We start from the raw sequence: 23,580 nt of genomic DNA on the forward strand, positions 1-23,580 counted from the left end.
GCCTCAGGCTGGTTTCCATTTCACCGGCACTTTGACTTTCCTTCCGGTGTTATCGAGATACCAGACGTGCTGATGAGCAACCCCGTATTCATGTAGCAGACGCGTTAGTTTCACATCGTAGCAGCAGTATTCGGCAATTTCTAAAAGTTTGCCCTGCTTGAACCACTCCAGTGCCTGCATGCCCTGGCTGGTTTTGTTCACCCCAAGGGTGGCGGCAGCAACATCATCCAGAGGCAGCCGCCGGTTGGTGGCCGCTTGCAGTTCCAGCAGCAGGTCCAGACTGGGGATTTGCCGCAAATCCATGGGCGTGTAGGCATGTAAAACCTCGTAGTCGAAGCGTTCATGATTGTAACCCACGACCAGGTCAGCACGCATCAATTCCTTGATTAACTGGTCCACCTGGGATTCGAGGAAAATTTTATATTCGCGGGCGGCAGTGCTGTAAATCACGCCCACGCTCATGCGCATGTCGCCAATCTTATGCCATCCGCCGACTTCTTCGGCAGATTTCTGTGTTTCAACGTCGAGATAGACGATATTTTTCATTGCCCCGCTGTTGTACGCCAAATGTTGCGGTTGCCAAACCTAATTTACTGCCATTTGTGGCAGCGCCGAAATGGGGCTCTGCCGCAGCCATAATGCGTGGGAAGGGCAGGGGATGGGCATTCCCCGCCTGCGTTTTTCCGCTTCCTCCCTTGTCTTCCTCTTGCTCTCCAAGAGCTGAGGCCAGGCACCATGCCCACCATTCCGCTTGCGGGGGCGGGGGGCTTTGCTCAAACTAAGAAGCATGGCCCTGTACTGCGCAGGTAAACGACATCTGATGACGGCCGTGGCCCTGGTAATGGTGATGGCCATCGCTACCGGCAGGGAGTTATATGCCGCCGCACCAGCCAAATCCATCACGGCCAAGGATGGCGCTGAAATGGTTTTAGTGCCGGCTGGGCCGTTCCTTATGGGCAGCCTCGAAGGCGACGCGGATGAGCGTCCGCCCCACCGTGTTTATCTCAAGGCTTATTACATAGATAAGTATGAGGTGACTCACGAGCAGTATGCACGTTTTCTTAAGGCCACCGGTCGCAAACCTCCGGTGGATTGGCCCGGTGGGGAAATGCCGGCCCAACTGGCCCGGCATCCGGTGGTAAATGTCAGTTTTGAAGATGCCGCAGCTTATGCCTGTTGGGCAGGCAAACGCTTGCCCACTGAGGCAGAATGGGAGAAAGCCGCCCGCGGCACCAACGGCTGGACTTTTCCCTGGGGCAATGATCCCGGAAACAAAAAAACCGCCAGTGGCGCCGAGGGAAAGGAAAAGACCTGGCCAGTGGGCAGTTTTCCCGACGATGTCTCTCCCTACGGTTGCCATGACATGGCAGGCAACGTGTGGGAATGGACATCGAGCTGGTATGAAGCCTATCCGGGCAACTCCCAGCGGGAGTTGGAATACGGCAAAAAGTTCAAGGTGATTCGCGGCGGGGGCGCCATTGCCTATTATCAGGCCGAGTCCACGCGGCGCACCACAGATCGCGCCCGCAGCGTGCCCTATGGCACTTATGACGGCTTGGGTTTTCGTTGTGTTAAAGATTTATGAGATAGCGGCACGCTTTTGTCGCCTTGCCAACTTCCGCCCTGCCGCAGGTTTGCTGGGGGGTGTCTTGCTGGCCATGGTGCCTTGTTGTGGCTTACAGGCAGCCCGGAGACCCGATTCCCCCGACCAAGGGCAGGCGGTGGTATTGTTTAGTCCGCCGGGCGGGGTGTTGACCAATCGTGCCACCGTGGCCTTGCGTTACCACGGGCCGGGTGAAGTGCGCTACACTACCGATGGCAGCGCGCCCACCACCAATGCGCCCATTTATCGTGAACCATTGGAAGTGAACCGCAGCCTGTACCTTCGCGCTCGGGTGTTCATCGAGGGGCGTCCAGCCGGGCCGGTTGGGGCGGCGGCTTATACCTTGTTGAGTCCAGAGGTTGTTGCGTTTAACTCCAATTTACCGTTGGTGTTAATCAATACCTTTGGCGGGCCGGTGGTGGACGACGTTAAAAACCCGGCCTGGATGATGACCTGGCACACCAACGAAGGCCGGGCATCGCTGCAGGGCGTCCCGCAGTGGCAGGGCCGCATTGGGTTGGAGTATCGTGGCTCCAGTTCGCGGCGGGCGCCCAAAAGCTCGTATGGCATTGAATGCTGGGACGAAAATGTCCTGGAGGATGCCAAAGCCCCCCTGCTTGGATTGCCGACGGAATCGGACTGGGTGCTTTACGGGCCCTACAGTGATAAAACCTTGATGCGCGATGTTCTGGCGTACGATTTATGGGAGGCCATGGGGCATTACTCGGTGCGGCGGCGGTTTGTCGAGGTGTTCCTAGCGCGGCACAATCAACCGCTGACCGCCCGGGATTATCAGGGAGTTTATGTCTTGTTGGAAAAAATCAAACAAGGCAAGCAGCGCGTGAACATCGCCAAATTGACACCGTCAGACACCAATTACCCCGCGATTACCGGCGGGTACATCCTGAAACGGGACCGGCTGGACGCCAACGACAATGGCTTTGAGACCTCCTGGGGAATGACCTTGGGCATCGAATATCCCAAAGGGGAAAAACTGGCGCCTGCTCAAAAGCAATACATCCGGCAATGGATGAATCAATTTGAAACTTCCCTCAATGACCGGCAATGGCTTCATCCCGAGCGCGGCTATCGCCAGTATTTGGATGTGCCCACGGCGATTGATTACTTCTGGATTGTCGAGATGTCCAAAACCATTGATGGCTACACGCTCAGTGTGTTCATGCACAAAGACCGCGGCGGCAAGCTGGTACTTTCGCCGATTTGGGATCGCAACCTGAGTTTTGGCAACGTGAACTATCAGGACGGCGACAATCCGCATGGCTGGTATTGGGCGGCAGTGGGGGGGCGGGATTTGTGGTATGGCCGCCTTTTTCGGGATCCTGATTTTGACCAGCAAGCCACTGATAGGTATGCCGAATTGCGGCGCCAACTCTTTGCCACAAGCAACCTGCTGGCCCGCATCGCAACCTACGCGCAACTTCTGGAAGAGGCCCAGCAGCGCGAATTCAAGCGCTGGCCCCGGCTGGGGGAGTATGTCTGGCCCAACGCTGAGGCAGATGCCCGCAACCGTACCTACCAGGCAACTGTGGGATACCTGACCAATTGGATCGTGCGCAGGATGAACTGGCTGGATCAGCAATTTTTGCCTGCGCCCCGTTTCAGTCCCCGTCCCGTCCTGATTCCGGCCGGCACCGCAATAGCCTTGGACGGCACCAATGCGCCCCAACAGCAAATCTATTACACGCTGAATGGTGAAGACCCCAGACAACCGGGGGGCAACCCCTCTTCCGCCGCCCGTCTCTATGAGGGGCCTTTTGTGCTGGAAAGCGGCAAGGTGCGCGTGACGGCCCGTATTCGCCAGTCCAAAGGTGCCTGGGGCCCGCCCGCTGCGGCAGTCTATGTCATCGAATAAGCCCTTTTTTCTGCTTGCGGCACCGCCATGGGTGAACGACATTTCCGGCAGGGCCGCGCATCCAAGTCATGCATGCGCCGGCGGAAATTTTTTTGACAAAGGACTTGCGCGGTGGGGTTGGGTTGTTTAGATTTTGCGCCCGCTTTGTCGGCGGGGGTTGGTAGCTCAGTCGGTAGAGCAGTAGCCTTTTAAGCTATTGGTCCTGGGTTCGAGTCCCAGCCAACCCACCAGATTTTTGGAAAAGTATCGTGACAAAGCTGCAGGGAAAGTGCTATTCACCTGCGGCGCAAGACCCCATGGTCTAGCGGTTAGGACACCACCCTTTCACGGTGGTAGCCCGGGTTCGAGTCCCGGTGGGGTCGCCAAACCTCCGTCAGCATCCTCTTCCGGTATTGCCAATGGTTCAGCGCAAGCTTTTACGCTTGTCGCGCCAACTTGATGTGCAATAAAAGGTGAGCTTTTCAAGTGAAAAAGCTATTTTAATGACTACAATGGTAGTGGGGATTTATGCAGGGCATGGAAACACACGACAAACAACCCGGCTTCAGCACACGGGCGGTGCACGAAAGCTGTGGTTTTAGCGGGAGCACAGGCGCCGTAATGCCGCCCGTGTTTTTAACCAGCACTTTTGCCAGCGGTAATCCAGACGGGTTTGATTACACCCGCTCCGGCAATCCCAATTTTCGTTTATTGGAGCGTTCGGCGGCCTCGTTGGAAGGAGGCCAATATGCCACCTGCTTTGCCAGTGGGGTTTCTGCGATTACGGCGGTGCTGAGCACATTGAAACAAGGCGATTTGGTGTTGGCCGAGGAAAACCTGTATGGCTGCACGTATCGCTTGTTGGAGCGGGTGATGGCCAAATTTGGCATCCAAACGCGATATGTGGACATGGCGCGGACTGAGCATTGGGGCATCATTAAGCGGTTGCGTCCTGCTCTGGTCTGGCTGGAAAGCCCCACCAATCCCCTGCTTAAGATTGTGGACATTGCCGGCGTCAGCGCCGTGGCGCGGGAAGCCGAAGTGCCGGTGGTGGTGGATAATACCTTTGCTTCGCCCTACCTGCAGCGCCCCCTGGAATTGGGAGCCACGCTGTCGCTTTCTTCCACCACCAAATACATCAACGGCCACAGTGACAGCCTGGGAGGGGTGGTGGTGACGAATGAAGCCGGCTGGCAGGAGAAAATGATTTTTGCCCAGAAAGCCTTGGGCTTGCAGCCCGGTCCCTTTGATGCATGGTTGACAGCTCGTGGCCAGCGGACCCTCGCTTTGCGCATGGAAAGGCATTGTGCGACGGCGTTGGAGCTGGCTCGCTGGCTTGAAACACATCCCAAAGTTAAATTGGTGCGCTATCCCTTTTTGCCCAGCCATCCCCAATATGACCTGGCGCGCCGGCAGATGCGCGGAGGTTCTGGTATGGTGACATTTGAATTAAATAGCTCGGTGGAGCAGGCGCTGGCTTTTTGCCGCAAGCTGAAATACATCACCCTCGCTGAGAGTCTGGGAGGAGTGGAAAGCCTGATTTGCCATCCAGCCACCATGACTCATGCCTCAGTGCCGGCTGAGGTGAGGCGGCAGGTGGGCATAGGAGATGGTCTGCTGCGTCTGAGCGTAGGACTGGAAGACCTAGAGGACTTGCGCGCCGATTTGGAATGCGCACTGGGAGCATTGCAGCCATGAAGGCATGGGAATTATTGGAGCAGCCGCGGTGGCAGCCAGAGGACTTGGGCCGTCCGTTGCCGGAGGATGAGCACGCGGTCTCCATGGCTTTGCCGCGTTGGCAGGATGTGGTGGGATACGAAGAAAAGCGTCCCGAAACCATCCATAAATTGCGGAATGGCTATCCGCGCTTCGTGATTCATCCCCTGGTGCAGCAGGCCGCCATGCAACTAGGCAATTGGAATGCCTGCCTGCCATTTCCTTCCGCGCGCGTGGCAGACCTGGCGTTGGCTTTCTTACGCCGTCATGGTCACGACGGCATGACCCTGCAAAAAGGCGGCCTTTGGGGAGTGGTTACCTCCTTGGATGGCGGTTTGGTCTTAAAGGCATTTTGGCAGCACACCGGCCTGATTGTATCCAGCCGGCAGGCCAAGGCTTTTCTGGAGGGCCGCAGTGAGCCCGACGAAACCCCTGCCATTCGGGCCAGGTTGCGACAGCATCTGGCGGCCTTTTACGAGGTGGAGGAAGGGGATGTGTTTCTGCAACCTACGGGTATGGCGGCGCAACATGCGGCGCTGGCCGCAGTGCGCCTGTTGCGGCCGGGCCACCCCACCGTTCAGTTGGGTTTTCCTTATGTGGACACGCTCAAGTTGCAACAGAAAGTGGGGGACGGCGCGACGCTCCTACACCGGTTGGATCGTGTAGAGCAGGAGCTCCAGGTGCTGCTAAACCGCCAGCAGCTCGCGGCGTGTTTTTGCGAAATCCCCGGCAACCCTCTGCTGGGGTCGGCGGATTTACGGCGGGTTTCTCCCTTGCTGCGCGAGCGCGGCGTGCCGCTGGTGGCGGATGATGTGGTGGCCACGCCCTACAATGTGGATTTAAGCCCCTATGCTGACCTGGTGGCGACCAGTTTGACTAAATATATCGTCGGCACGGCCGATGCCATGGGAGGCGCCGTGATATGCAACCCCCGCTCACCCTTCTATGAGCCATTAAAGCAAATCTTGCGGGCGCATCATGAAGACTTGTTGTGGGGTGAGGAGGCCATGATTATTGAACGGCAAGCCCGTGATTTCCCCTCTCGCATGGAACGTCACAACGCCAATGGACTTTGGATCGCTGAAAAACTGCGCGCTCACCCAGCCGTGGAGCGGGTGTGGTATCCAAAATGGGAATTCGCCGAAGTTTATGAGTCAGTACGTCGGCCTCGCGGAGGGTGGGGAAGCCTGGTCACCTTTTTGCCGCGGCATGCCGACCGCACGGCTCCGGCAATTTATGACCGTTTAGCCGTCAACAAAGGCCCCAGCCTGGGGACGGTGTTCACGCTCGCCTGCCCCTTCACCTTGTTGGCGCATTACACGGAATTGGATTGGGCAGAGGCATGTGGCGTATCCCGCAATCTCATCCGGCTTTCCATCGGTCTGGAGGAACCAGAAGCGTTGTGGCAGCGGATTCAATCCGCCCTGCCTGATTAATTGGCAGGGGCTTTATTTTGGCGCCGGGGGCGTATTGGTGGCCCCTTTAATGGTGCTGCTGCCGCTGCGGCGGATTTCCGCCTCCAAATTCGCATTCGTAACCGCTGACGCCGGTTTGGGCAGCCCCCGCGTTAGACGCTCGCCGCCACGCATGTCTTGGTACAAGCCGCGCCGCATCCACTCCAGCCGCAGGGCGATATGATGTTCCTCGGTGAGTTTCTTTTTCTGTTCACTGACAATCTTCAAGTCATTGAACTGGCGCTCCAGTTCAGCCTTTTCGGCGCGCAAACGTTGCAATTCCTTGAGCAGAAAATCATTCTGGCCGGTGGCGGTGGCCAGTTGTTTTTCAGTCTCAGCGATTTTTACCTCCAACTGAGCAATCTGGTTGGTCAACTGCTCCATGCTGCGGGTTAGCACCTCGCGCTCTTTTTCCAGCTCGGCAATTTTGGTGGTATGACGGGCGATTTCCTTTTCCGCCACCGCCGCGGCTTCGGCCGCCGCCTTCTTGACCTGTTCAATTTCCTGTTTAAGATCGTCGCGCTCAGCGGTGACGCGCTGCAGGGTACCCTCCAGGCGTTTGGCCTCGCCGGTCAGCGTGTCAACCTTGCGGCGCTCGGCCACTAATTGGTTGGTAAGGTGTGTGTTTACCTGTTGCAGTTCCTCTACCTTGGAGGAAGTTGCCGCCAGGGTGTTGGAGATTTCCACCCAGTTGGTCTTTTGGATGGTCACCGATTCCTTTTCCCGCTCTTTGGTTTTTCTGCTGACGTTGATCAAGGCCACGCCCAGAAAAACACAGACCACGACCAACAAAATGATTGCCAATTTATATCGCATATGGTCACCACTTTCGTGCAAGGTTCATGCTTTAGACGCCTTCCCGGGGGACTTTTTATCAAAGAAGTTTCCCGGTGACCAACATTTTTCCCAACCTTGTTCAACCGTGGGCTGGACCGTTCGGCTGGCCTGCCGCTCAAGGTTTGGCCGCCGGCGAATTGCTGGAGGAGGCTGTCGTGGATTTGGTTTGGGGCACGCGCTCCACCAGAGAGACACGCAAAACCTGGTTGGACTTGAGCGTATGAAAGGCGATCCAAACTTGCTCGCCAGCTCGCAGGCTGTTGGCGCCTGGGGCGTTAACGTAATTCTCAATTTTTTCCGGCGCCTTTACCCCATGACGGCGGATGATCAGTCCATTGATCTGGTAGGAGCTGGTGGTGCCCCACGTTAAAGGGCTGTGTCCGCAGGTGGGATTGAACCCGCATTGAGGCCCGCCTTGTTCGCAATAGCGTGCTATTTTGACCGACAAAACCTTGCCGAGGGCGATGCCCAAGCCGGCCGCATCGGCGGGAAGACCCGCGCGAAACCAGCGCATCATGGCGGGGGAGATTTTTTGTTCGAGTCCTACCTCGTCGTACGAATCGCCGCCGTGGCTTTCTTGGGCCAATCCCAGCCTTTGGAGGCTCAGGATAATCAGACAAACAAGCCAGATATTCTTCACGCGAACAGCATGCCACTTTCTGAACGAGGTGGCAATGGTGTCCTGGTCAATGCCGCCGCAAGGCAAGCCGGTGGTCCACCCGGCGCAGTTGCTGGAAGTCCAAAGAGGGCAGGTCGGTGAGGGTGGGTGATTCTGTTTCCTGCAGGATGGCCCTGGCCCGTTGCTGCAGTTCCTGCCATCTTGGCCAGTCTAGTGAAGGAGAGTGGGCAATTTGCCGTAAAGTGCTGCGCCATTCAATAATGATACGATCAATATCGCCCACGCCGAGCCATTCGTTGATAAAACGATGTTTGCTGTCGGGTTGCCGATGAACCGCGGCCACGATTTGCTCGGCGCCAGCCCCATAGTGCGGCGGCAGGCCATTTTCCAGATAACCAGGAATGGTTTGCAGGCCATAGAGTTTCTGGCAGGCCATCGCCAGGCGGCCTGCCCAACGGCTCTCATCGCCGGAAAAACGGAAGCCGGCGTCCAAATTGGCCAGCTCATAAATCATTTCATCCAACGGGCAGTTTTCGTCTTCCAGCCCCGCAGCTATGGCCAATCCATCACCTTGGTGGAAGAAACTGACCACCCTGCCGCGTAGGGTCGGCACCCCCCGGGCACCCACCAGTCCCAGCCGCCGCCAGAGCATGGCGGCACCGCTGCCAGTGGGGAGTTGGCGGCAGGTTTGAATGAAAGCACAGCGTTGGCAATCAGAAGGCAAGACTTCGCGCAGGATGGGTCTGAAAATCGGCACGCCGTGACGGTCCACAGCGGCGCGAAGCGCCATTTGAGCGAGACTCACCAGAGCCACCAGTTTGTGGCCGCGTGCCTCAAAGCGGATGACGGGCAGGCGCTGAGCGGCAAAACGCTGGCGGAGCAAAGGCTCCACCGTGTTTTCCCAAGTTTCGCGGGTCGTGACCCGCCCTTGCCAGTGCAATAACCGCCGCACCCACTTCACCATTTCCAGACGGCCATCGTGCAAGATGTCGGCCACCGTGATGGCCCGTCCATGAACAGGATGGGCCTCGGAGGTTTGCTCCAAAACCACCAGGGTGCCGTGCCCCAGTTTTTCGAGGGCTTGGGGCACAGAAAGTGCTGACAGCCATTGCAACTTGGCGGCCAAGTTGGCACGCTGTTGCGCGGTTTCGGCGGTGTCGTCTTGGGGGGGTAACAAATTTAAGGCATCCAATAAAGGTGTCGGCGGCGCCTGCAGCACCCGCACTTCGCCTGCCGGGCGGTCGGTGAGGGGGGGCAGGTTTTCCCACTCGGCGCGGCTGTTGAGCATTTGTTGCACCTTGCGCCGCACATGGCGGGCACGTTCGGCATCCGTTTTAAGACCGCAGGGGGCCTCAGGATTTTTCAGGCATTCTTCCACCCCCAGCGTCACCGTGCGGGTGGTGAAAAGACGCTCCTGCACCCGCACTGCCTCGGCAAAGGGCTCACGGCCCGCTTCGGCTGCTGCGGCCATCAAGCCCAACAACGTATTCCAATCCACCATGCCGTTGCGCTGCAAATGTGCCGGGTAACCATCGCGCAGCCGTATTTCATTGGGGCCAACGAGCACATAGCCGGTCTCGTCAATGCCGCGGCGCCCGGCCCGCCCGAACATTTGCAGGATTTCATCCGGCCGCAGGGCCTGTTCCAGTTGGTCCCGGCGATAAGAATCTCCCGCCAAAGCCACACTGCGCAGAGAGAAATTAATTCCTGCCGCCAAGCCCATGGTGGCCACCACCACGCGCAATGCTCCGGCTTTGGCCAAAGGCTCCACCACCCCCGCCCGGGCGGCATAGCTCAACCCGCTATGATGGTAGGCGACACGAGCTTTGAGCATGCGGGCCAGGTCTTCGCCCACCAAACGTTTTTGCTCCAGCGTTAGCGTGAGGGGGTGAGGGCAGGGCAACTGGCGCGCCAGTTCGTTGGCGATGCTTTCGGCGTTGGCCCGCCGGGGAGCGAACAGCAGAATGGGGCCCAGCCCCTCCGCCAAAGCCCGCGCGCAAAAACGTGCCCAATAACCGCGAATTTCCCCGGGCAACCTGTAACTAAGCCGCTCCACATCCACCTCCTCCAACGGTACCGGGCGGACTTTATCCTCAATCAGCACCGCTTTACGGCCCAGGCGGCGCAGCCAGCGTACGATGTCTTGCGGATTGGCAACACTGCCACTGAGGAGGAGCAACTGGGTTTGTGGGGGGGCCAGGGCCAAAGCCAGCTCATAGTTCAGGCCGCGGTCGGGGTCGCCGATAAGTTGATACTCGTCCACCACTAGCAGGCTGGGACCCATGCCCCGCACCAGCCGATACTTTTGGGTTTCGAGTGTGGCAACAAGAATGGGAGCTTCCAGATTTTCCGCCAGGTCGCCCGTGGCAATGCCCACGTCCCATCCGCGCGCGCGCCACTCGGCAAGTTTATCGTTGGCCAGTGCCCGGGTGGGGACGGTATAAATGGCTTGGCCGCGATTTTTGCCTTGTTTGGACCACAGCTCAAAAATAAGCGTCTTGCCTGCGCCCGTGGGGGCTTGCACCACGACATCCTTTCCCTCGCGCAAGGCATTGACGGCTTGGGTTTGCCAAAGGTCAGGCACTACCACCGATTGGCTCAAGGTGGCAGTCCCGTTCAAGGCATCCTTCAGCGTGTCCACGTCCTCAAGGTAGCTCAGTTCAAGCCGGGGGTGAAGCCCGCAAAAGATTGGAAGCCGCACCATGTTTATTCAGCCGTTCCGCTAGCCTTGGCGGCCGACAGCCGTAGGCAAATAATTGGAGGTTGTCATGGGCTGGCGTGTCTGATAGCAACGGACGGACATGACCGGTGGCAACACAGACAAACGCCCCCATCTGACGCTGGAGACGCTAGGCTGGAATTGGGAATGGGAGGCCTGTTTCAAGGATTTGCAGCAGCCCGCCTGGGAGCCGGGCAGGGTGGTGGTGGAAGATAAACATCATTACGTTGTCTTTACCCGGCATGGAGCGTTGCGGGCCAGGGCAGCCGGTCGCCTTCTGCATCGCGCGCGCCAGCCAGGCGACCTGCCCAAAGTAGGGGATTGGGTGGCATTAATCGCCTATCCCGCCGAAGAAAAAGCCGTGATTCAGCAGGTTTTACCCCGGAAAACCTGTTTAACCCGAAAGGTGGCCGGAAAAGAGGTCAGCGAACAAATCCTCGTGACAAATGTGGCAACGGCCTTCGTGGTGCAGGCCTTGGACTGCACCTTCAATCCGCGGTTGCTGGAACGCTTTTTGCTCATGGTGGTGGAAGGCGGTATTCAACCCGTGGTGCTGCTTAATAAATGTGACCTGAGCGAGACGGTGGCGGAGCAGGTCGCTGCGGCCAAAGCTTGTGCGGGAGGCGCGCCGGTGCTGACGGTCAGCGCCAAAACAGGGAAAGGTATCAAACAACTTTGGGAATACATTGTCCCGCAAAAAACCGTGGTATTTTTGGGTATTTCCGGGGTGGGAAAATCCAGTCTCATTAACCGCCTTTATGGTGAGGAGGTGGCAGCCACGGCGGAAGTGCGTGAATCAGACCATAAGGGGCGGCACACGACAACCTGGCGCGAACTCATCGTGCTCCCCAATGGGGGGCTGGTCATTGACACGCCTGGCATGCGCGAATTTCATCTCTGGATGGCCGGCGAAAGCCTGCCGGAAGCGTTTCCGGACATTTTTGCGCTGGCCGCTGGATGCAAATTCAATGATTGCACCCATTCAGTGGAAAAAGGATGTGCGGTGCAGGCCGCGGTGGCAGCAGGGCAACTTTCCCGGGAACGCCTGGCCAGTTTCCATAAATTGCGGCAGGAATTGGAATTTTTAGAGAAAGCCGGCCGCCTGCGACATCGGCGGGGCGGGGGCCGGCCAAGGGACTTTCTAGCGGCGCACGAGGAGGAGTAGCATGATTTATTATTTATCGGTCCACTCCTCTTGGTATTTGCCCGTTTCGTGATTTTGCCCCCCTCTAAAGGATTGACTGCTTTCACGTGCTTGACCGTCTTCTACTGGACGGGCAAAATTAAACTCATGAAGCGAGCCGCCAAATTACCCTCCCCGGATGAGGTGCAGCAAAAAGCCGTCAAGAAGATTGACGAGGAACGGGAATTGTTGCGAAGGCGCATGATGATGTGGGATGGCGGGAAGCGCAGCCGCATCACGCTGTTTGATCTAAGTAACAAGCAGGAGCTTTTATTGGAGCTGGAAGGTTTGGGATGGAAACGGTATCAGGATGTTGCCGTTGAACCCTACGACTGGCTGGTGCGTCATGGGGCATCCCTGCCCACCCCTGCCGAGCTGTTTGAAGCCTTGGAAAACGAACATGGCGCCACCATTCAGCAGGAGCTGATTCGCCTGCGGGATGAAGTCCTGCCCCGCATCCACCGCGCTCCCAACCAAAGGGGCATTTACACTTGTGCCGGTCTGCATCCGTTTGTTGTGCAATACCTCATGGATACCTTGCGCGAAAGCGGGTGGTGGGTAGAGTTCGCCCCGGCCACTATGGGCGTAGAGAAACAATTACTTATTTGCCCCAAGGCGGTAACTTGAGGCGCAGCCGGCTTAAATGAACTGCGGTTCCCACCCTTTGCGGTATTCCCGCGTCAAATAACGATTGGCTTCGGGGCGATTGGTGATGGCACCGCGGGCGGCATCCCAGAGCAATCTTTTTCCTCCCAGCCGCAAGGAAACTGCGGCCAGATTGAACGCTTCCGTAATGGGGCCGGCCAGCAGGAAGTCGCCGTCCGTTTTTTGCCCTAGCCGTAACGCGTGGGTCCAATTGGGCGCTTCACGCGGCGGCGGGCGCAAAGCGTCCAGGTCTTGTTTGGGCGCGGGCAACACCCGTGGATTTTGTCCCAAGAAACCCGCTATAATGATTCGTTCATCCCCCACCCACATCATGCCTTCGGGCGGCAACTCTCCCCCTTCCTTTTCCAATTCCGGCGGGGTGGGAGGCCGCATCCCGCCATCGTACCAGTACAGGTTGATTTCCGGCCGGTCTCCCCTGGCCGGGAATTTGAACCGCACGGTGCTGGCCACGGGAAAGGAATAATCGTTGGCAATCACCACGCTCACCTGGTCGCGGACTTCGCAGACATGACTGGGAGTGGACTCGACGAGAATTGGTGCGTCCAGATTCAGTTCCTGAAACACCCGCCACAAGCTGTAATGTCCCATGTCCGCAATCGGACCGCCGCCGAACTCGTACCAGCCTCTAAAAACGGCGTGGGTGTAATGGGGGTGGTATGGGCGGGGAAGGGAAGGCCCAAGCCACAAATCCCAATCAAAACCTTTGGGCACCGGCGGGCGGTCTGTGGGCAGGGTGGCGTATTGCGGCCAGACAGGACGGTTGGACCAGTTATGGATTTCCTTCAGCCGGCCAATGACACCCTGGCGCGTCCAGTGTGCCAGCCGGCGCACGGCATCGCCGGCATTCGCCGGCAAAAAGTGGGTTGCGGCCCCGGTTTGCCGGGCCGTTTCAATGACCCAGCGGCCTTCCGAAACCCGGTTGGCGAGAGGTTTATGTGTGACCACCTTTCTGCCTTTTTTCATGGCCATCACCGCAATCACGGCATGCAAATGGTCCGGGGTCATGATTTTGACCAGGTCCACATCGCTGGCTTTAGCCAGCAACTCGCGAAAATCGGCATAGGTCTTGACCCCGCGGAATTGGCTGCGCTGGCGTTGCTGCGCGTAGGCGCCTTCGATCATGACTTTAGCCACTTCACGGCCCCCGGGAATGCCAGGTCGTTCTTTGCGCCAGTTGGGCTGGCCAATGGCCTCCGCCACCATGCTGCGGATGCCATCTTTGGACCAGTCCACGTAATCCTGCGAGTCCTGATTTGGGTCGCAGGCCGCCACGTATTGCAGTTCTGGCTGCTTCAACTCATGGGCCATTTCCCGCAAGCCCTGGGTGCCACAGCCAATCAGGGCAACAGTCATCTTTTCATTGGGGGACACCTGGCCGGCCCCACCCAAAACGTGGCGCGGAATTATGGTCAATGCAGCGGCGGCCATGGCGCTGTTTCGGAGGAAATGACGGCGTTTCATAAAAATTCAGTTGTTTGATGATGTTGCTTGCACAGCCACCCTAAAACAGGTGCGTAGCCCTGACAAGCCCATCTGTGGTCCGGTTCCCAGTGATATGACAGATGCCGGTCTGTGTCATTACCAACGTTGTTGCCAGCGTTGCCAATCTTCGGGAGTATCCCAATCATCCAAAACGGAGGCGCTGGGGGCCTCCCATTCAAAGACCTCATGCGGATGGGCTTGCAATAATCCACGCAAGCCCACGCTGTCATATTGGCTCAGAATTTCCGTAAGGTAGTCGGCGGAGAAAACCAGGGGATGACCGCGCCGTCGCTGAAACACGGGTACGAGTATGGATTTGCCGCAATTGCGCCAAGCCTCAAGCATCGCACACGTCAAGGAAGCGGTCAGCCCCGGAAGGTCTGCCGGAGTCACGATTACCGTTTCAGTGCCCTTCGGCAAGGCGCGCAGGCCGCAGCGCACGGAGCTGAGCATGTCGCCCTCGGCGGCGGGATTTTCCACCCACTGCACATGAGGAAGAGCAACAAGGTGCCGAAGGCCCTTGGAGTCCGGCCTGATGACAATCAGCAAATGCTTCACCAACTCTGGTGGAAAGGCGGCGGCGACTTTGGTCAACAACGGAACACCATCCACAGGCAATAGCTGCTTGGGGAGGCCCATGCGCCGGGACTGGCCGGCCGCCAGGATGATGGCGCTGGTCATGAATCTGAAGCCAGTGGAATACGTGGCGCGTTGCCTTTGCGGCGTACCGCAATAATTTGGGCCAGGATGGCGGTGGCAATTTCCTGCACCGTAACCGCCCCAATATCCAGCCCAATGGGCGCATAAACTTTTTCCCATTGTTCGGCAGTAGCCCAGCCGCGTTCCAGAAACATCTGGCGCATTAAAGGCACTTTGCGCCGGCTGCCAATCATGCCCAGGTAGCCGGTACAACGCTGAATGCAAATCCGCAAAGCTTCTGCGTCTTTTTGATGGCCGCGGGTGGCCAGCACAACGCTGGTATCCCTGTCCCAAGATAGGGACGCCAGCGTTTTCTCAATGTCCCCGCACAGCGTGTGCGTGCCTGGGGGGAAAAGCGCCGGCCGCGCAAATTCCGGGCGGTCTTCGACAACAATGATTTCAAATCCCAAAAGGGCAGCCTGCGCGGCCACTGCCTGGCCCACATGGCCGCCTCCCACCATGACTAATCGCGGAACGGGTACAACGGGTTCCATGAGTATTTCACCGCGCTGGCCGGGGATTGGCGGCAGATAAACGGCGGCTTCGGTTGAAAGACCGGCTGAAATGCACAGGGCCTCCTGCAATCCACCCCGGGGAAAGGGCTGGCCTGCCTCAGTGAAATAACATCGAAGATTCCACGGCATTTTTTCGCCAAGCCCAAAAATCCACCAGCCCCGCTTGCGTTCCGCCAAAGCATTGAGGAGCTTTGACAATGCCTCTGCGAATTCGGCGGGGCGCGGGTCCACGAGCAGGCGCATGCGGCCGCCACAGATGGGACTGGGATCGTGCGGCCCCGGGCCGTGCAAATCAAAGTCAAATACCCTTCGCTCTTGCGTGGTGAGCGCGGCCATTGCCTGGCGAATGGCTTCCGCCTCCACCGCTCCTCCCCCCACAGTCCCATGAATGGCGCCATCTGCCTCAATTAATGCATGAGCGCCCGCCGGCAACGGGGTTGAACCTTGTGCGCTCAAGACGGTGACCACGGCGAAAGGCCGTTTTTCATTAAGCAAGGCGTCCGCTCTTCGCCAAAGTGCGTGAGTGGACGCAGGATGGTTGGGCAACGGGGCAGGGGAGTTCACATGGCTTGTGCTTCAGCCAGGCGTATCGGCATGGCGCGGACTCGCCGGCCGGTGGCATGGTAAACCGCGTTGGCAATGGCGGGCGCGATGGCGATGATGGGAGTCTCGCCGCCCCCGGCGCTGGGTAAATCCGGCCGGTTGAGGAGGTGGATGTCCATTTCGGGCACATCCGCAAAGCGTGGCACGGGGTATTTGCTGAAAGCGGCATTGCGCATTTTACCATTTAGAAATTGCATTTCCTCGCGCAAAGCCGGCCCCAGCCCCATGAGGATGCAGCTTTGCACCTGCGCCATCAGGTTGTCGGGATTGATAATGGCGCCGCACTCAAACACCTCGCACAAGCGTTTGACCACGATGGTCTGGCGCACGGTATCAATTTCGATTTCAACACAGGCGGCCACCACAGAGTTCTTTTCAGTGCCGCAAGCCAATCCCACGCCACAGTTGGGGATTTTTTGCCGGTATCGCTCCTGCCAGTTGAAACGGCGCGCGGCTTCCTGGAGCACATTCCGAATACGCTCATTTTCCAGATGAGCCAGCCTGAATTCCAACGGATCACGCCCGGCCAGGGCTGCCAGCTCGTCCATGAAGGCTTCGCGGGCAAAGTTGTTTGCGGTGGCGGCCAGGGTGCGATAAGAGCCCTGGCGCAGCGGCGAATTGGAGTTGAGGAAACGGCTGCGAGCGTTACCAGCACGGTAAGGGGTGTCCACAGCGGCGGCGCCAGAGTTGATGTTGAGGAAATACCACGAGGTCAATCGCCCTTCCTCATTCAAACTGGCTTCGATATCAATGACGGCGGCCGGTCGAAAGTAGGCCCAAGTGAACTCTTCTTCGCGGGTCCAGTGAACCAAAACAGGTTTGCCAGCGGCCTGCGCCAGGCGGGCCGCCTCAATGGCCGCCTCGGCCGTATGTTTGCCCCCAAAGCCGCCGCCAAAGTCCGGCACAATCACGCGCACATTTTCTGTCGGCAGCCGGAAAGTGCGGGCCAGGTCGCCGTGATACCCGAAAGGCGCCTGGGTGCCTGTCCAGACCGTAAGTTTGCCGTCCTGCCATTCTGCGAGGGCGGTGCGGGTTTCCATGGGAGCATGCTGAACATACGCCACATGATAGGTGGCCTTGTGCCGCCGGGCGGCTTGCGCCAACTCGTTGGCAAACGGATTCGGCGGCACTCCGCCTTGGGCGCGCTGCCGTAAATAATCATATACTTCGCGGGAGGATGGATGGGGCGCGGTATCCCAGCGGGCCGTATTCTCAATGGCCTTGAGGGCTTGCTCCGCCTGCCAGCTTGTGGGAGCGGCCACACCCACAAAAGAACCATCGTGCACCGCCACCACTCCCTCCATGGCGCGAGCCGGCGCAATATCCACCGAGACCAGACGTGCCCCATAGGACGGTGGGCGCAGCACTTTGCCATACAACATTCCCGGCCGGCGCATGTCCGAGGGATATTGGTGTGCCCCGGTCACCAGGGCCTGCCGATTGACACGCGGGAGAGATTGCCCCATCACCCGCCATTGGGATACCGGCGTGACCTGAACCTCGGCGGGGAGGCGTTGTTGAAGTATCTTGTCGGCTTCGCCACTTTGCGCCAAGTCCGCATAACTCATGGAGCGGCCAGTGGGCGGATGGGTGATACGCCCGTTTTGGATATTCAGTGCGGCCGCCTCCACCCCCCATTTTTGTGCGGCAGTGCGAACGAGAAGTTCACGCGCGGCTGCGGCGGCCTGCCGCACGGCTGGCACGGTGGAAGGTGTGGTGCGGCTGCCGGCGGTAATGCCGTCGTCTGGGGTCAGGGTGGTATCCCCCATTACCATTTGAATCTGCTCCGGCGATACCCGCAATTCTTCGGCAGCAGCCTGCGTCAATTGGGTCCGCGCCCCCTGGCCCATTTCAATTTTTCCAGTCATCACCGTGATTTTCCCATCACGTGCGATATGCAAACGGCTGGCCAGCGTTCGTCCCTGGCCGCCGCGCCCGCCACGGTCCTGGCCTTGCACGGAGTTAACGGCAGTCACAATAAGCAAGCCGGCCCCGAGAACTTGAACGAAGCGGCGGCGATTCAGGCCAAAGTCAAACTCGACGGCGTCGGCGTGTTCGCCATCGTCTTGTAAGGGAGGCGAAGGGAATATTTGGGCGAAGTTCATGAGGCTTTGGGATGTTCAGCAACGGCGCGCCGGACTGCTTTCAAAATACGCGGATAACCGCAGCACCGGCAGATATGGGGATTCATCCAGGCAAGGATTTCCTGTGGGGACGGGCTGGGGTTTTCACGCAACAAAGCTACGGTGGCCATTATCATGCCGGAGGTGCAATAGCCACACTGCATGGCAACTTCTTCCAGGAAAATGCGCTGCACAGGGTGAAGTTGGCCATTGGGAGACAGGCCCTCAATGGTGGTGATAAGCCGGCCAACAGCATCCTTGACGGGAACCAGACAGGCGTGCTCGCGGCGTCCGTCCATAAGCACGGTGCAGGCGCCGCACTGGCCTTCGCCACATCCATATTTGGTGCCGGTCAGCCCCAAATCTTCGCGCAGCACTTGCAACAGCGGTCGCGCAGGATCGGTGGTCACGGTGTGCCGCCGGCCGTTGACGGTCAAAGTAAAAGCGGTAGGCATGGCTGTGCCTGACTATTAACGCGGCGAGCAGGCGGTGACAAGGCAGAATGAGCCTGGCGCAAGCTAAAGCACCGTCCCTTAGGGCAATTGGCAATCCCTTTTGAACCGTATCAAAGGCAAAGCCATTAAGCGCTGACGTAAGCTTCTTGAAAAGCCGTCATCGCTATGGCCCCCTGATTTATAATGCAACAACTGGAGGTGTGGCCTGGGATGGGGAGGCTTCCATGCCCCTAACTTTTTTCATGGAAGAACTCCACTTTCCAGGTGCCATCAGGTTGCATGGTTGACCGATGGGTGAAACCTTCGCGAGCCAGTTTGGCATAGAGTGGCAGCGGCTCGAAGGGCACCAGCAGCACGAAGCTGCTGCCTGGCGGGGTCTGGGCCGCCGCTTCATCAATCAAGGCACAGGGCGGTTCGCCGCGTTGAAAAAGTGGACGGGTGTCCACGGTCAACGGGCAGTCAGAAGGGGAGGTAGCGGCAGATTTTTTGCGAGGCGGCTTGAAGCCGGGGTCGGGATAATATCCCTTGGCGATGCGGACGCGCCAGGTTTGCGGCCCTTTTTCCAGGTATTCCCAATGAAAGGCACCGGTATGTTCGCAAGCAAATTGATAATAAAGCGGCAAGGGATCATGGTCATTGACGAGCTCCATCACGGCCCCTTCGGGCAACTCACCCCACACCGCGAAGACCTGCTTGTGCCGTTGCCCGGCGGGCAACGTGCGGACATCGAGTTCAATATTAGGCATGACTCAAAGATAGCATGTACTGGCCATTTGTCTTTGACGCATATCAAAATGGCAGGGAATGGCCGCCGGTGAATCAGCGGCGGCCTTCATACCAGATGCCACAATGCTGGCGAGTACGGCAAAGGCGCGTGCCCATGTAGAGGGAGCGGCCAATGAAGCGCAAATGGTCGCCCAGCGTATAGAGGTGGGTTTTTCGTCCGGAGGTCAGCAAGGGATGCCGGCTGAGGATGGTGACTTGAAGATGATGCTGGCGCGCCCAGCGTTTGAGCCGGCGGCTGAAGTCAATTTCCTCTGAAACAAAGAGTGTTTCATCAAAACCGCCCAGCTCATGAAAGGCCTCCGCGCGGCAAAATAAAAAAGAGCCAGGCGCCCAGCGCAAGGCGCGGCTCCATAGATTCCAAAACTTTACGGCCCAATGCCCCCATGGAGCCGAGGCATCAAATTGCAACAAGGCGCCCCCGCCGGCCGCAGCGCCCTTTTCCATGACCTCCGCGACTTCGGCCAGCAAACCAGGGGAGGGACGGGAGTCGGCATCCATGAAAACCAACCATGCGCCACGCGCAGCGCGAGCGCCCGTATTGCGCGCTCGGGCAATTTGATTCACGGGTTCAAATACCACGCGGGCGCCTGCCTCCGCTGCAATTTGGGCCGTAAGATCTGAGGAATTGTTATCGCAAACAATGATTTCCCATGGCCAACCTCGCTGACCCCATGAAGTTTCCGCCGCTGACTTAAGGGCCAGCAAAGTACCGGGCAACAGCTTCTCTTCGTTGAATGCCGGTATGACAACAGAGACCTTCACAGTCTGAGAGGCGCGGGAATACCAAAGGCCGCGCGCGGACTACTTCAATTCCTTGCGCAGCATTTTGAGGGTGGGATAGTTGTCCAAACGGATGGAAAACGGCAGGTAAATCAGTATCCCCACCAAGGGGAGGGCGGTGATAATAATAATCCAGAAGAGACGCTGGCGGCGGGTGAACCCCTGAGCATTCAAGCTGGACAGGGTGCAAATCGTCAAGGCCAGCCAGATGATGAACATGCAGGCAGCGATTTGCAGATTCCACTTGGGATCGCTGAAACTAAAACGGTTCAGGATGTCACCCATACCCACTCAAGATAACCGGGCATAGACCGGCTGGCAAGCGTGCATCTCGCCATAATGCGCCGCCCTCAGCCATTATGTGGATGCATCCGCCATGCTTGCGTCAGTCCGTACCGCAAGAAGTGGACGGAAAGTCCAATCATGTCGGCGATAAGCTGGCATTCGCAGGGGCGGGGGCCAGTGGCTTTTCCAAAACTTCGCGAATGATGTTGGTTAACTTGGAAATGGTATAGGGCTTGGGCAGGATGGCGAAAACCCCGCCAATCATTTTTTCCCATTCGGCCAGCTCGACGCTGTAGCCCGTGGAAAAAATGACGCGCAAGTCCGGCTTCTCTGCACGGAGCGTTTGCACCAGCTCCAAGCCGCTCATTTGGCCGGGCAAAACCATGTCGCTGAACACCAGGGCAATCTGGTCTTTGCTCAGATTCCAAATCTGCAGGGCTTCATGGGCATGCTCAGCTTCAAGGATTTGATAACCGGCCCGGCGCAGGCAGTTGGCCAGACCTCTCCGGACGGCGGGTTCATCTTCGACAACCAGAATCGTTTCCGACCCCCTGACAATGGCAGGGGAAGCTGGTGGGCTCGCGGTGACCGCATTTTCTGGAGCCGCCAAAGGCAAATACACAGCAAAAGTAGTCCCCTTGCCCACTTCACTACGGACTTCGACCCAGCCTCCATGCTGTTTGACGATGCCTTCCACCGTTGCCAATCCCAATCCAGTGCCTTTACCCGGCTCTTTGGTGGTGAAGAAGGGATCAAAAATCCGGGCCATGATTTCCGGCGGCATGCCACAGCCAGTGTCCGTGACGGTCACCACCGCAAAACATCCCGGCCTGCCTTGGGGATGTTCACCGAGGTCAGGCTCCGCCATTTGCTGCTTGCTTACGGCAATGTGCAGATGCCCTCCTTTGGGCATGGCATCCCGGGAATTGACGGCCAAGTTTAATAATACTTGTCCCAACAGGCTGACATCGGCATGCAGCCACAGCGGTTCAGGCGCAGGAGTAAAGGTAATTTCAATATTTTCCCCCACTGTCCGGCGCAAAAGCTTCTGCATATCCATGACGCAGCCATTCAAATCCACGGATTTTTTCTCCATGGGGGAACGTCGGCTATACAGCAGCAATTGCCGGGTGAGATTGGCTGCACGTTCCGCCAACTGATTCAATTCGGTAATGGCATTCCGCACGGGTGGCGACAGACTCTCTTCTTCGAGCAATTCCTGGTAGTGCAGCATCATCGCGGAAAGGATATTATTGAAGTCGTGGGCAACGCCGCCGGCAAGCTGGCCAATGGCCTCAATTGTCTGCGCCTGAAACAATTGTTGTTGTAAATGATCCCGCTCGATTTCCACCCGGATGCGCTGGGTTACATCACTCAGACAGACCAGCAGACGCTGCTGGCCGTCAACCTCCACCCGGCAGACATTGCCTTGCAGATGAAGGGGTTCTTGGGGTGATTTACCGGCCAGTTGCAATTGACATTCCACCTCCGTACAGCATTGGCGGGATGCCAGGAGTTCCTGGAGACTGATGCGCAAGTGGCATTGCAGGCAGACTTCCGCCGAGCCGCAGCCGTTAGGCGCTGTAACAGCATGCACACACTTGATCAAATCCCCCACACTTCCTTTGAAACAGGCGTTCCAGTGAGTATCGGTAGCCCCGCCCAGTCGGCGCGCCGCACGATTAGCTCGCAGTGTTTGCAATTTCTCATCCAGCAACAGCATGATCATGGGTGCCTGCTCGTAAACGGCTTCCAACTCCCGCTGGGTGGCTTGCAGGCGGCGTTCTATATGGCGCTGCGCGGTGATGTCCAATACGATGCCTTCCAGAAATATGGGCTTGCCTTTCTCATCATAATGCGCGCGCCCTTTCTCAAAAACATGGCGGATTCCTCCGTCGGGACGAACTATGCGGTAAGTGGCCTCATAAGGCTGGTGAGCGCCGACCGCCTCTTCCACTATGCGGTCCAGTTCCGCCAGGTCCTCCGGATGCACCATGTCGGCGTAGGTTAGTTTGCCATCGGTGAATTCGGTTGGCGGGCGACCAGTAATGGCTTCGGAGCCTTCGCTGAAAAAATGCACCCGCCAAGGCGCGTGAACATCGCACTGATAAACCCCACCGGGGATATTGGCCAAAAGGGTTTGGAGCTGCCGTTCGCGCTCTTCCAACAGCTTGGCCATTTGAAGCTGGCGCCGTTCGGCCTGCAGTCGCTTCAGGGCAAAACTCATGTCTGCCGCCACTTCCTCGAGCAAGGCAATTTCACGCTCCGTAAAGGCATCGGGAGCGAAGCTGCAGACCGTCAAAGCCCCCCAAATCCCGGAGGTATCGTACAGGGGAAAAGAAGCGCAACTGGTGATTTGATGGTGCTCAATAATATGTTTCCAGGGCGCCAGGCGAGGGTCAGCGACATCCAGGCGCGACACCACGGGTTGCTGAGTGCGAATGGCGGTGCCAGTAGGCCCCAGTCCCTCGGGCCGTTCGTCGGCATAGACAATGATTTCTTCTTTATCAACAGGATGCAGTCCATAGGCCGCTACCGGTCTCACTTGCTGGGTCTGTGCGTCCAATTTTCCCACCCAAGCCAGGCAAAACCCACCCTTTTCGATGGCTGCCCGGCAGCAGGTTTCCAACATCTCCTCCTCGGTTTGGGAGCGCACCACGGTCTGATTCACCATGCTCAGCGTGGCATAAAGATGACTGAGCCGGTGGGCTTCGATTTCCTTTTCTTTGCGCAGCGTAATGTCCGTGGCCACCGTGGCAAACTGCCCGGGACTGGGACAGAAAACGGAAATCAGGAAGTACTTGCGCATGGGCGCGTAGTACGTCTCAAATTGTTCAGCAATGCCGGACTGGGCCACGCGCGCATAAATGTCGAGATAAGGAGGGGGGGATTGCTGATAAACCGCGGAAGCTAATTTGCCGTTGGCCTTTTCCCAGGTTATCCCCGTCACATGGGTGAAGGCGGGGTTGGTGTCCAGAATGCGGTAATCCACAGGGGCGCCCGCCTCGTCGCACACCAATTCGTGCAGCGCCACGATTTCGGTCATGTGCTCGTGCAATAACTCGATTCCTTTGGACAAGGAGCGCTTGTACGAATGGTCTGGTTTCATGGCGGCGGTGCAATGCTTAAGACTGCAACCAGCGCCCCCTTACTCCGCTGTTGCAGGTACTTTAACACTGCTTGAAATATATCGGATTTTTGCC

20 protein-coding genes and 2 tRNA genes are annotated in these 23,580 nt (G+C 58.0%); 9 read left to right on the plus strand and 13 right to left on the minus strand.

Features of this window, described 5'->3' with window-relative positions:
• Positions 1 to 3: 3 nt before the first annotated feature.
• The gene (locus NXS98_RS04480) at positions 4 to 546 is read right to left on the minus strand and encodes a ribonuclease H-like domain-containing protein (protein ID WP_283847277.1); all 543 of its coding nucleotides are present in this window, start codon (positions 544 to 546) and stop codon (positions 4 to 6) included.
• A gap of 241 nt (positions 547 to 787) precedes the next feature.
• On the opposite strand from NXS98_RS04480, the gene NXS98_RS04485 reads away from it, so the two are divergent.
• The 6 genes from NXS98_RS04485 to NXS98_RS04510 all read left to right on the plus strand — a co-directional run bounded on the left by NXS98_RS04485 (position 788) and on the right by NXS98_RS04510 (position 6,607).
• The gene (locus tag NXS98_RS04485; protein ID WP_283847278.1) at positions 788 to 1,585 is read left to right on the plus strand and encodes a formylglycine-generating enzyme family protein; all 798 of its coding nucleotides are present in this window, start codon (positions 788 to 790) and stop codon (positions 1,583 to 1,585) included.
• Entirely contained in the window at positions 1,569 to 3,476 is a 1,908-nt protein-coding gene (locus NXS98_RS04490; protein ID WP_283847279.1) for a CotH kinase family protein, read from the plus strand. Before NXS98_RS04485 ends, NXS98_RS04490 begins: the two co-directional genes overlap by 17 nt.
• 154 nt (positions 3,477 to 3,630) lie before the next feature.
• Positions 3,631 to 3,706 (plus strand) — tRNA-Lys (locus NXS98_RS04495).
• Positions 3,707 to 3,766: 60 nt separating this feature from the next.
• A tRNA-Glu gene (locus NXS98_RS04500) sits at positions 3,767 to 3,841 on the plus strand.
• Between the two features lie 151 nt (positions 3,842 to 3,992).
• Positions 3,993 to 5,153: a trans-sulfuration enzyme family protein gene (locus tag NXS98_RS04505; protein ID WP_283847280.1), complete on the plus strand. Its 1,161-nt coding sequence runs from the start codon at positions 3,993 to 3,995 to the stop codon at positions 5,151 to 5,153.
• Positions 5,150 to 6,607 carry a PLP-dependent transferase gene (locus NXS98_RS04510; RefSeq protein WP_283847281.1) on the plus strand — a complete coding sequence of 486 codons (1,458 nt, stop codon included), beginning with the start codon at positions 5,150 to 5,152 and terminating at the stop codon, positions 6,605 to 6,607. Before NXS98_RS04505 ends, NXS98_RS04510 begins: the two co-directional genes overlap by 4 nt.
• 12 nt (positions 6,608 to 6,619) lie before the next feature.
• Here the strand turns inward: NXS98_RS04510 and NXS98_RS04515 are convergent, their stop codons facing one another.
• The 3 genes from NXS98_RS04515 to NXS98_RS04525 all read right to left on the minus strand — a co-directional run bounded on the left by NXS98_RS04515 (position 6,620) and on the right by NXS98_RS04525 (position 10,722).
• Positions 6,620 to 7,441, minus strand: a complete 822-nt coding sequence (locus NXS98_RS04515; protein ID WP_283847282.1) for a hypothetical protein — start codon at positions 7,439 to 7,441, stop codon at positions 6,620 to 6,622.
• Between the two features lie 136 nt (positions 7,442 to 7,577).
• A complete protein-coding gene (locus NXS98_RS04520; protein ID WP_283847283.1) occupies positions 7,578 to 8,102 on the minus strand; it encodes a hypothetical protein in 525 nt (174 codons plus the stop codon).
• Between the two features lie 46 nt (positions 8,103 to 8,148).
• Positions 8,149 to 10,722 carry a DEAD/DEAH box helicase gene (locus NXS98_RS04525; protein ID WP_283847284.1) on the minus strand — a complete coding sequence of 858 codons (2,574 nt, stop codon included), beginning with the start codon at positions 10,720 to 10,722 and terminating at the stop codon, positions 8,149 to 8,151.
• Positions 10,723 to 10,882: 160 nt separating this feature from the next.
• Between NXS98_RS04525 and rsgA the strand changes: the two genes are divergently transcribed.
• Together rsgA and NXS98_RS04535 are read left to right on the plus strand one after the other, a co-directional pair.
• On the plus strand, positions 10,883 to 11,965 hold the full coding sequence (gene rsgA, locus NXS98_RS04530; RefSeq protein WP_283847285.1) for a ribosome small subunit-dependent GTPase A: 1,083 nt from the start codon (positions 10,883 to 10,885) through the stop codon (positions 11,963 to 11,965).
• Between the two features lie 126 nt (positions 11,966 to 12,091).
• Entirely contained in the window at positions 12,092 to 12,610 is a 519-nt protein-coding gene (locus tag NXS98_RS04535) for a hypothetical protein (protein WP_283847286.1), read from the plus strand.
• A gap of 12 nt (positions 12,611 to 12,622) precedes the next feature.
• Here the strand turns inward: NXS98_RS04535 and NXS98_RS04540 are convergent, their stop codons facing one another.
• From NXS98_RS04540 to NXS98_RS04555, 4 genes are all read right to left on the minus strand, one after another.
• Positions 12,623 to 14,110 carry a Gfo/Idh/MocA family protein gene (locus NXS98_RS04540; RefSeq protein ID WP_283847287.1) on the minus strand — a complete coding sequence of 496 codons (1,488 nt, stop codon included), beginning with the start codon at positions 14,108 to 14,110 and terminating at the stop codon, positions 12,623 to 12,625.
• Positions 14,111 to 14,227: 117 nt separating this feature from the next.
• Positions 14,228 to 14,812, minus strand: a complete 585-nt coding sequence (locus NXS98_RS04545) for a nucleotidyltransferase family protein (RefSeq protein WP_283847288.1) — start codon at positions 14,810 to 14,812, stop codon at positions 14,228 to 14,230.
• Complete coding sequence (locus NXS98_RS04550; RefSeq protein WP_283847289.1) at positions 14,809 to 15,840, minus strand: XdhC family protein; 1,032 nt, start codon at positions 15,838 to 15,840, stop codon at positions 14,809 to 14,811. Before NXS98_RS04550 ends, NXS98_RS04545 begins: the two co-directional genes overlap by 4 nt.
• Positions 15,841 to 15,905: 65 nt before the next feature.
• A complete protein-coding gene (locus NXS98_RS04555) occupies positions 15,906 to 17,816 on the minus strand; it encodes a xanthine dehydrogenase family protein molybdopterin-binding subunit (RefSeq protein WP_283847290.1) in 1,911 nt (636 codons plus the stop codon).
• Between the two features lie 27 nt (positions 17,817 to 17,843).
• On the opposite strand from NXS98_RS04555, the gene NXS98_RS04560 reads away from it, so the two are divergent.
• Positions 17,844 to 18,020 (plus strand): hypothetical protein, encoded by a 177-nt coding sequence (locus NXS98_RS04560; RefSeq protein ID WP_283847291.1) that lies wholly within the window; start codon positions 17,844 to 17,846, stop codon positions 18,018 to 18,020.
• Between the two features lie 29 nt (positions 18,021 to 18,049).
• Here NXS98_RS04560 and NXS98_RS04565 read toward each other — a convergent pair whose 3' ends face one another.
• From NXS98_RS04565 to NXS98_RS04585, 5 genes are all read right to left on the minus strand, one after another.
• Entirely contained in the window at positions 18,050 to 18,526 is a 477-nt protein-coding gene (locus NXS98_RS04565) for a (2Fe-2S)-binding protein (protein ID WP_283847292.1), read from the minus strand.
• Positions 18,527 to 18,756: 230 nt separating this feature from the next.
• Positions 18,757 to 19,272, minus strand: a complete 516-nt coding sequence (locus NXS98_RS04570; RefSeq protein ID WP_283847293.1) for a DUF2249 domain-containing protein — start codon at positions 19,270 to 19,272, stop codon at positions 18,757 to 18,759.
• 73 nt (positions 19,273 to 19,345) lie between these two features.
• Positions 19,346 to 20,074: a glycosyltransferase gene (locus NXS98_RS04575; protein ID WP_283847294.1), complete on the minus strand. Its 729-nt coding sequence runs from the start codon at positions 20,072 to 20,074 to the stop codon at positions 19,346 to 19,348.
• 39 nt (positions 20,075 to 20,113) lie between these two features.
• Positions 20,114 to 20,377 carry a PLDc N-terminal domain-containing protein gene (locus NXS98_RS04580; RefSeq protein WP_283847295.1) on the minus strand — a complete coding sequence of 88 codons (264 nt, stop codon included), beginning with the start codon at positions 20,375 to 20,377 and terminating at the stop codon, positions 20,114 to 20,116.
• 136 nt (positions 20,378 to 20,513) lie between these two features.
• The gene (locus NXS98_RS04585; RefSeq protein ID WP_283847296.1) at positions 20,514 to 23,486 is read right to left on the minus strand and encodes an ATP-binding protein; all 2,973 of its coding nucleotides are present in this window, start codon (positions 23,484 to 23,486) and stop codon (positions 20,514 to 20,516) included.
• Positions 23,487 to 23,580: the final 94 nt, after the last annotated feature.

The sequence above is a fragment of the Fontisphaera persica genome, assembly GCF_024832785.1.
GTDB classification, from domain to species: domain Bacteria; phylum Verrucomicrobiota; class Verrucomicrobiia; order Limisphaerales; family Fontisphaeraceae; genus Fontisphaera; species Fontisphaera persica.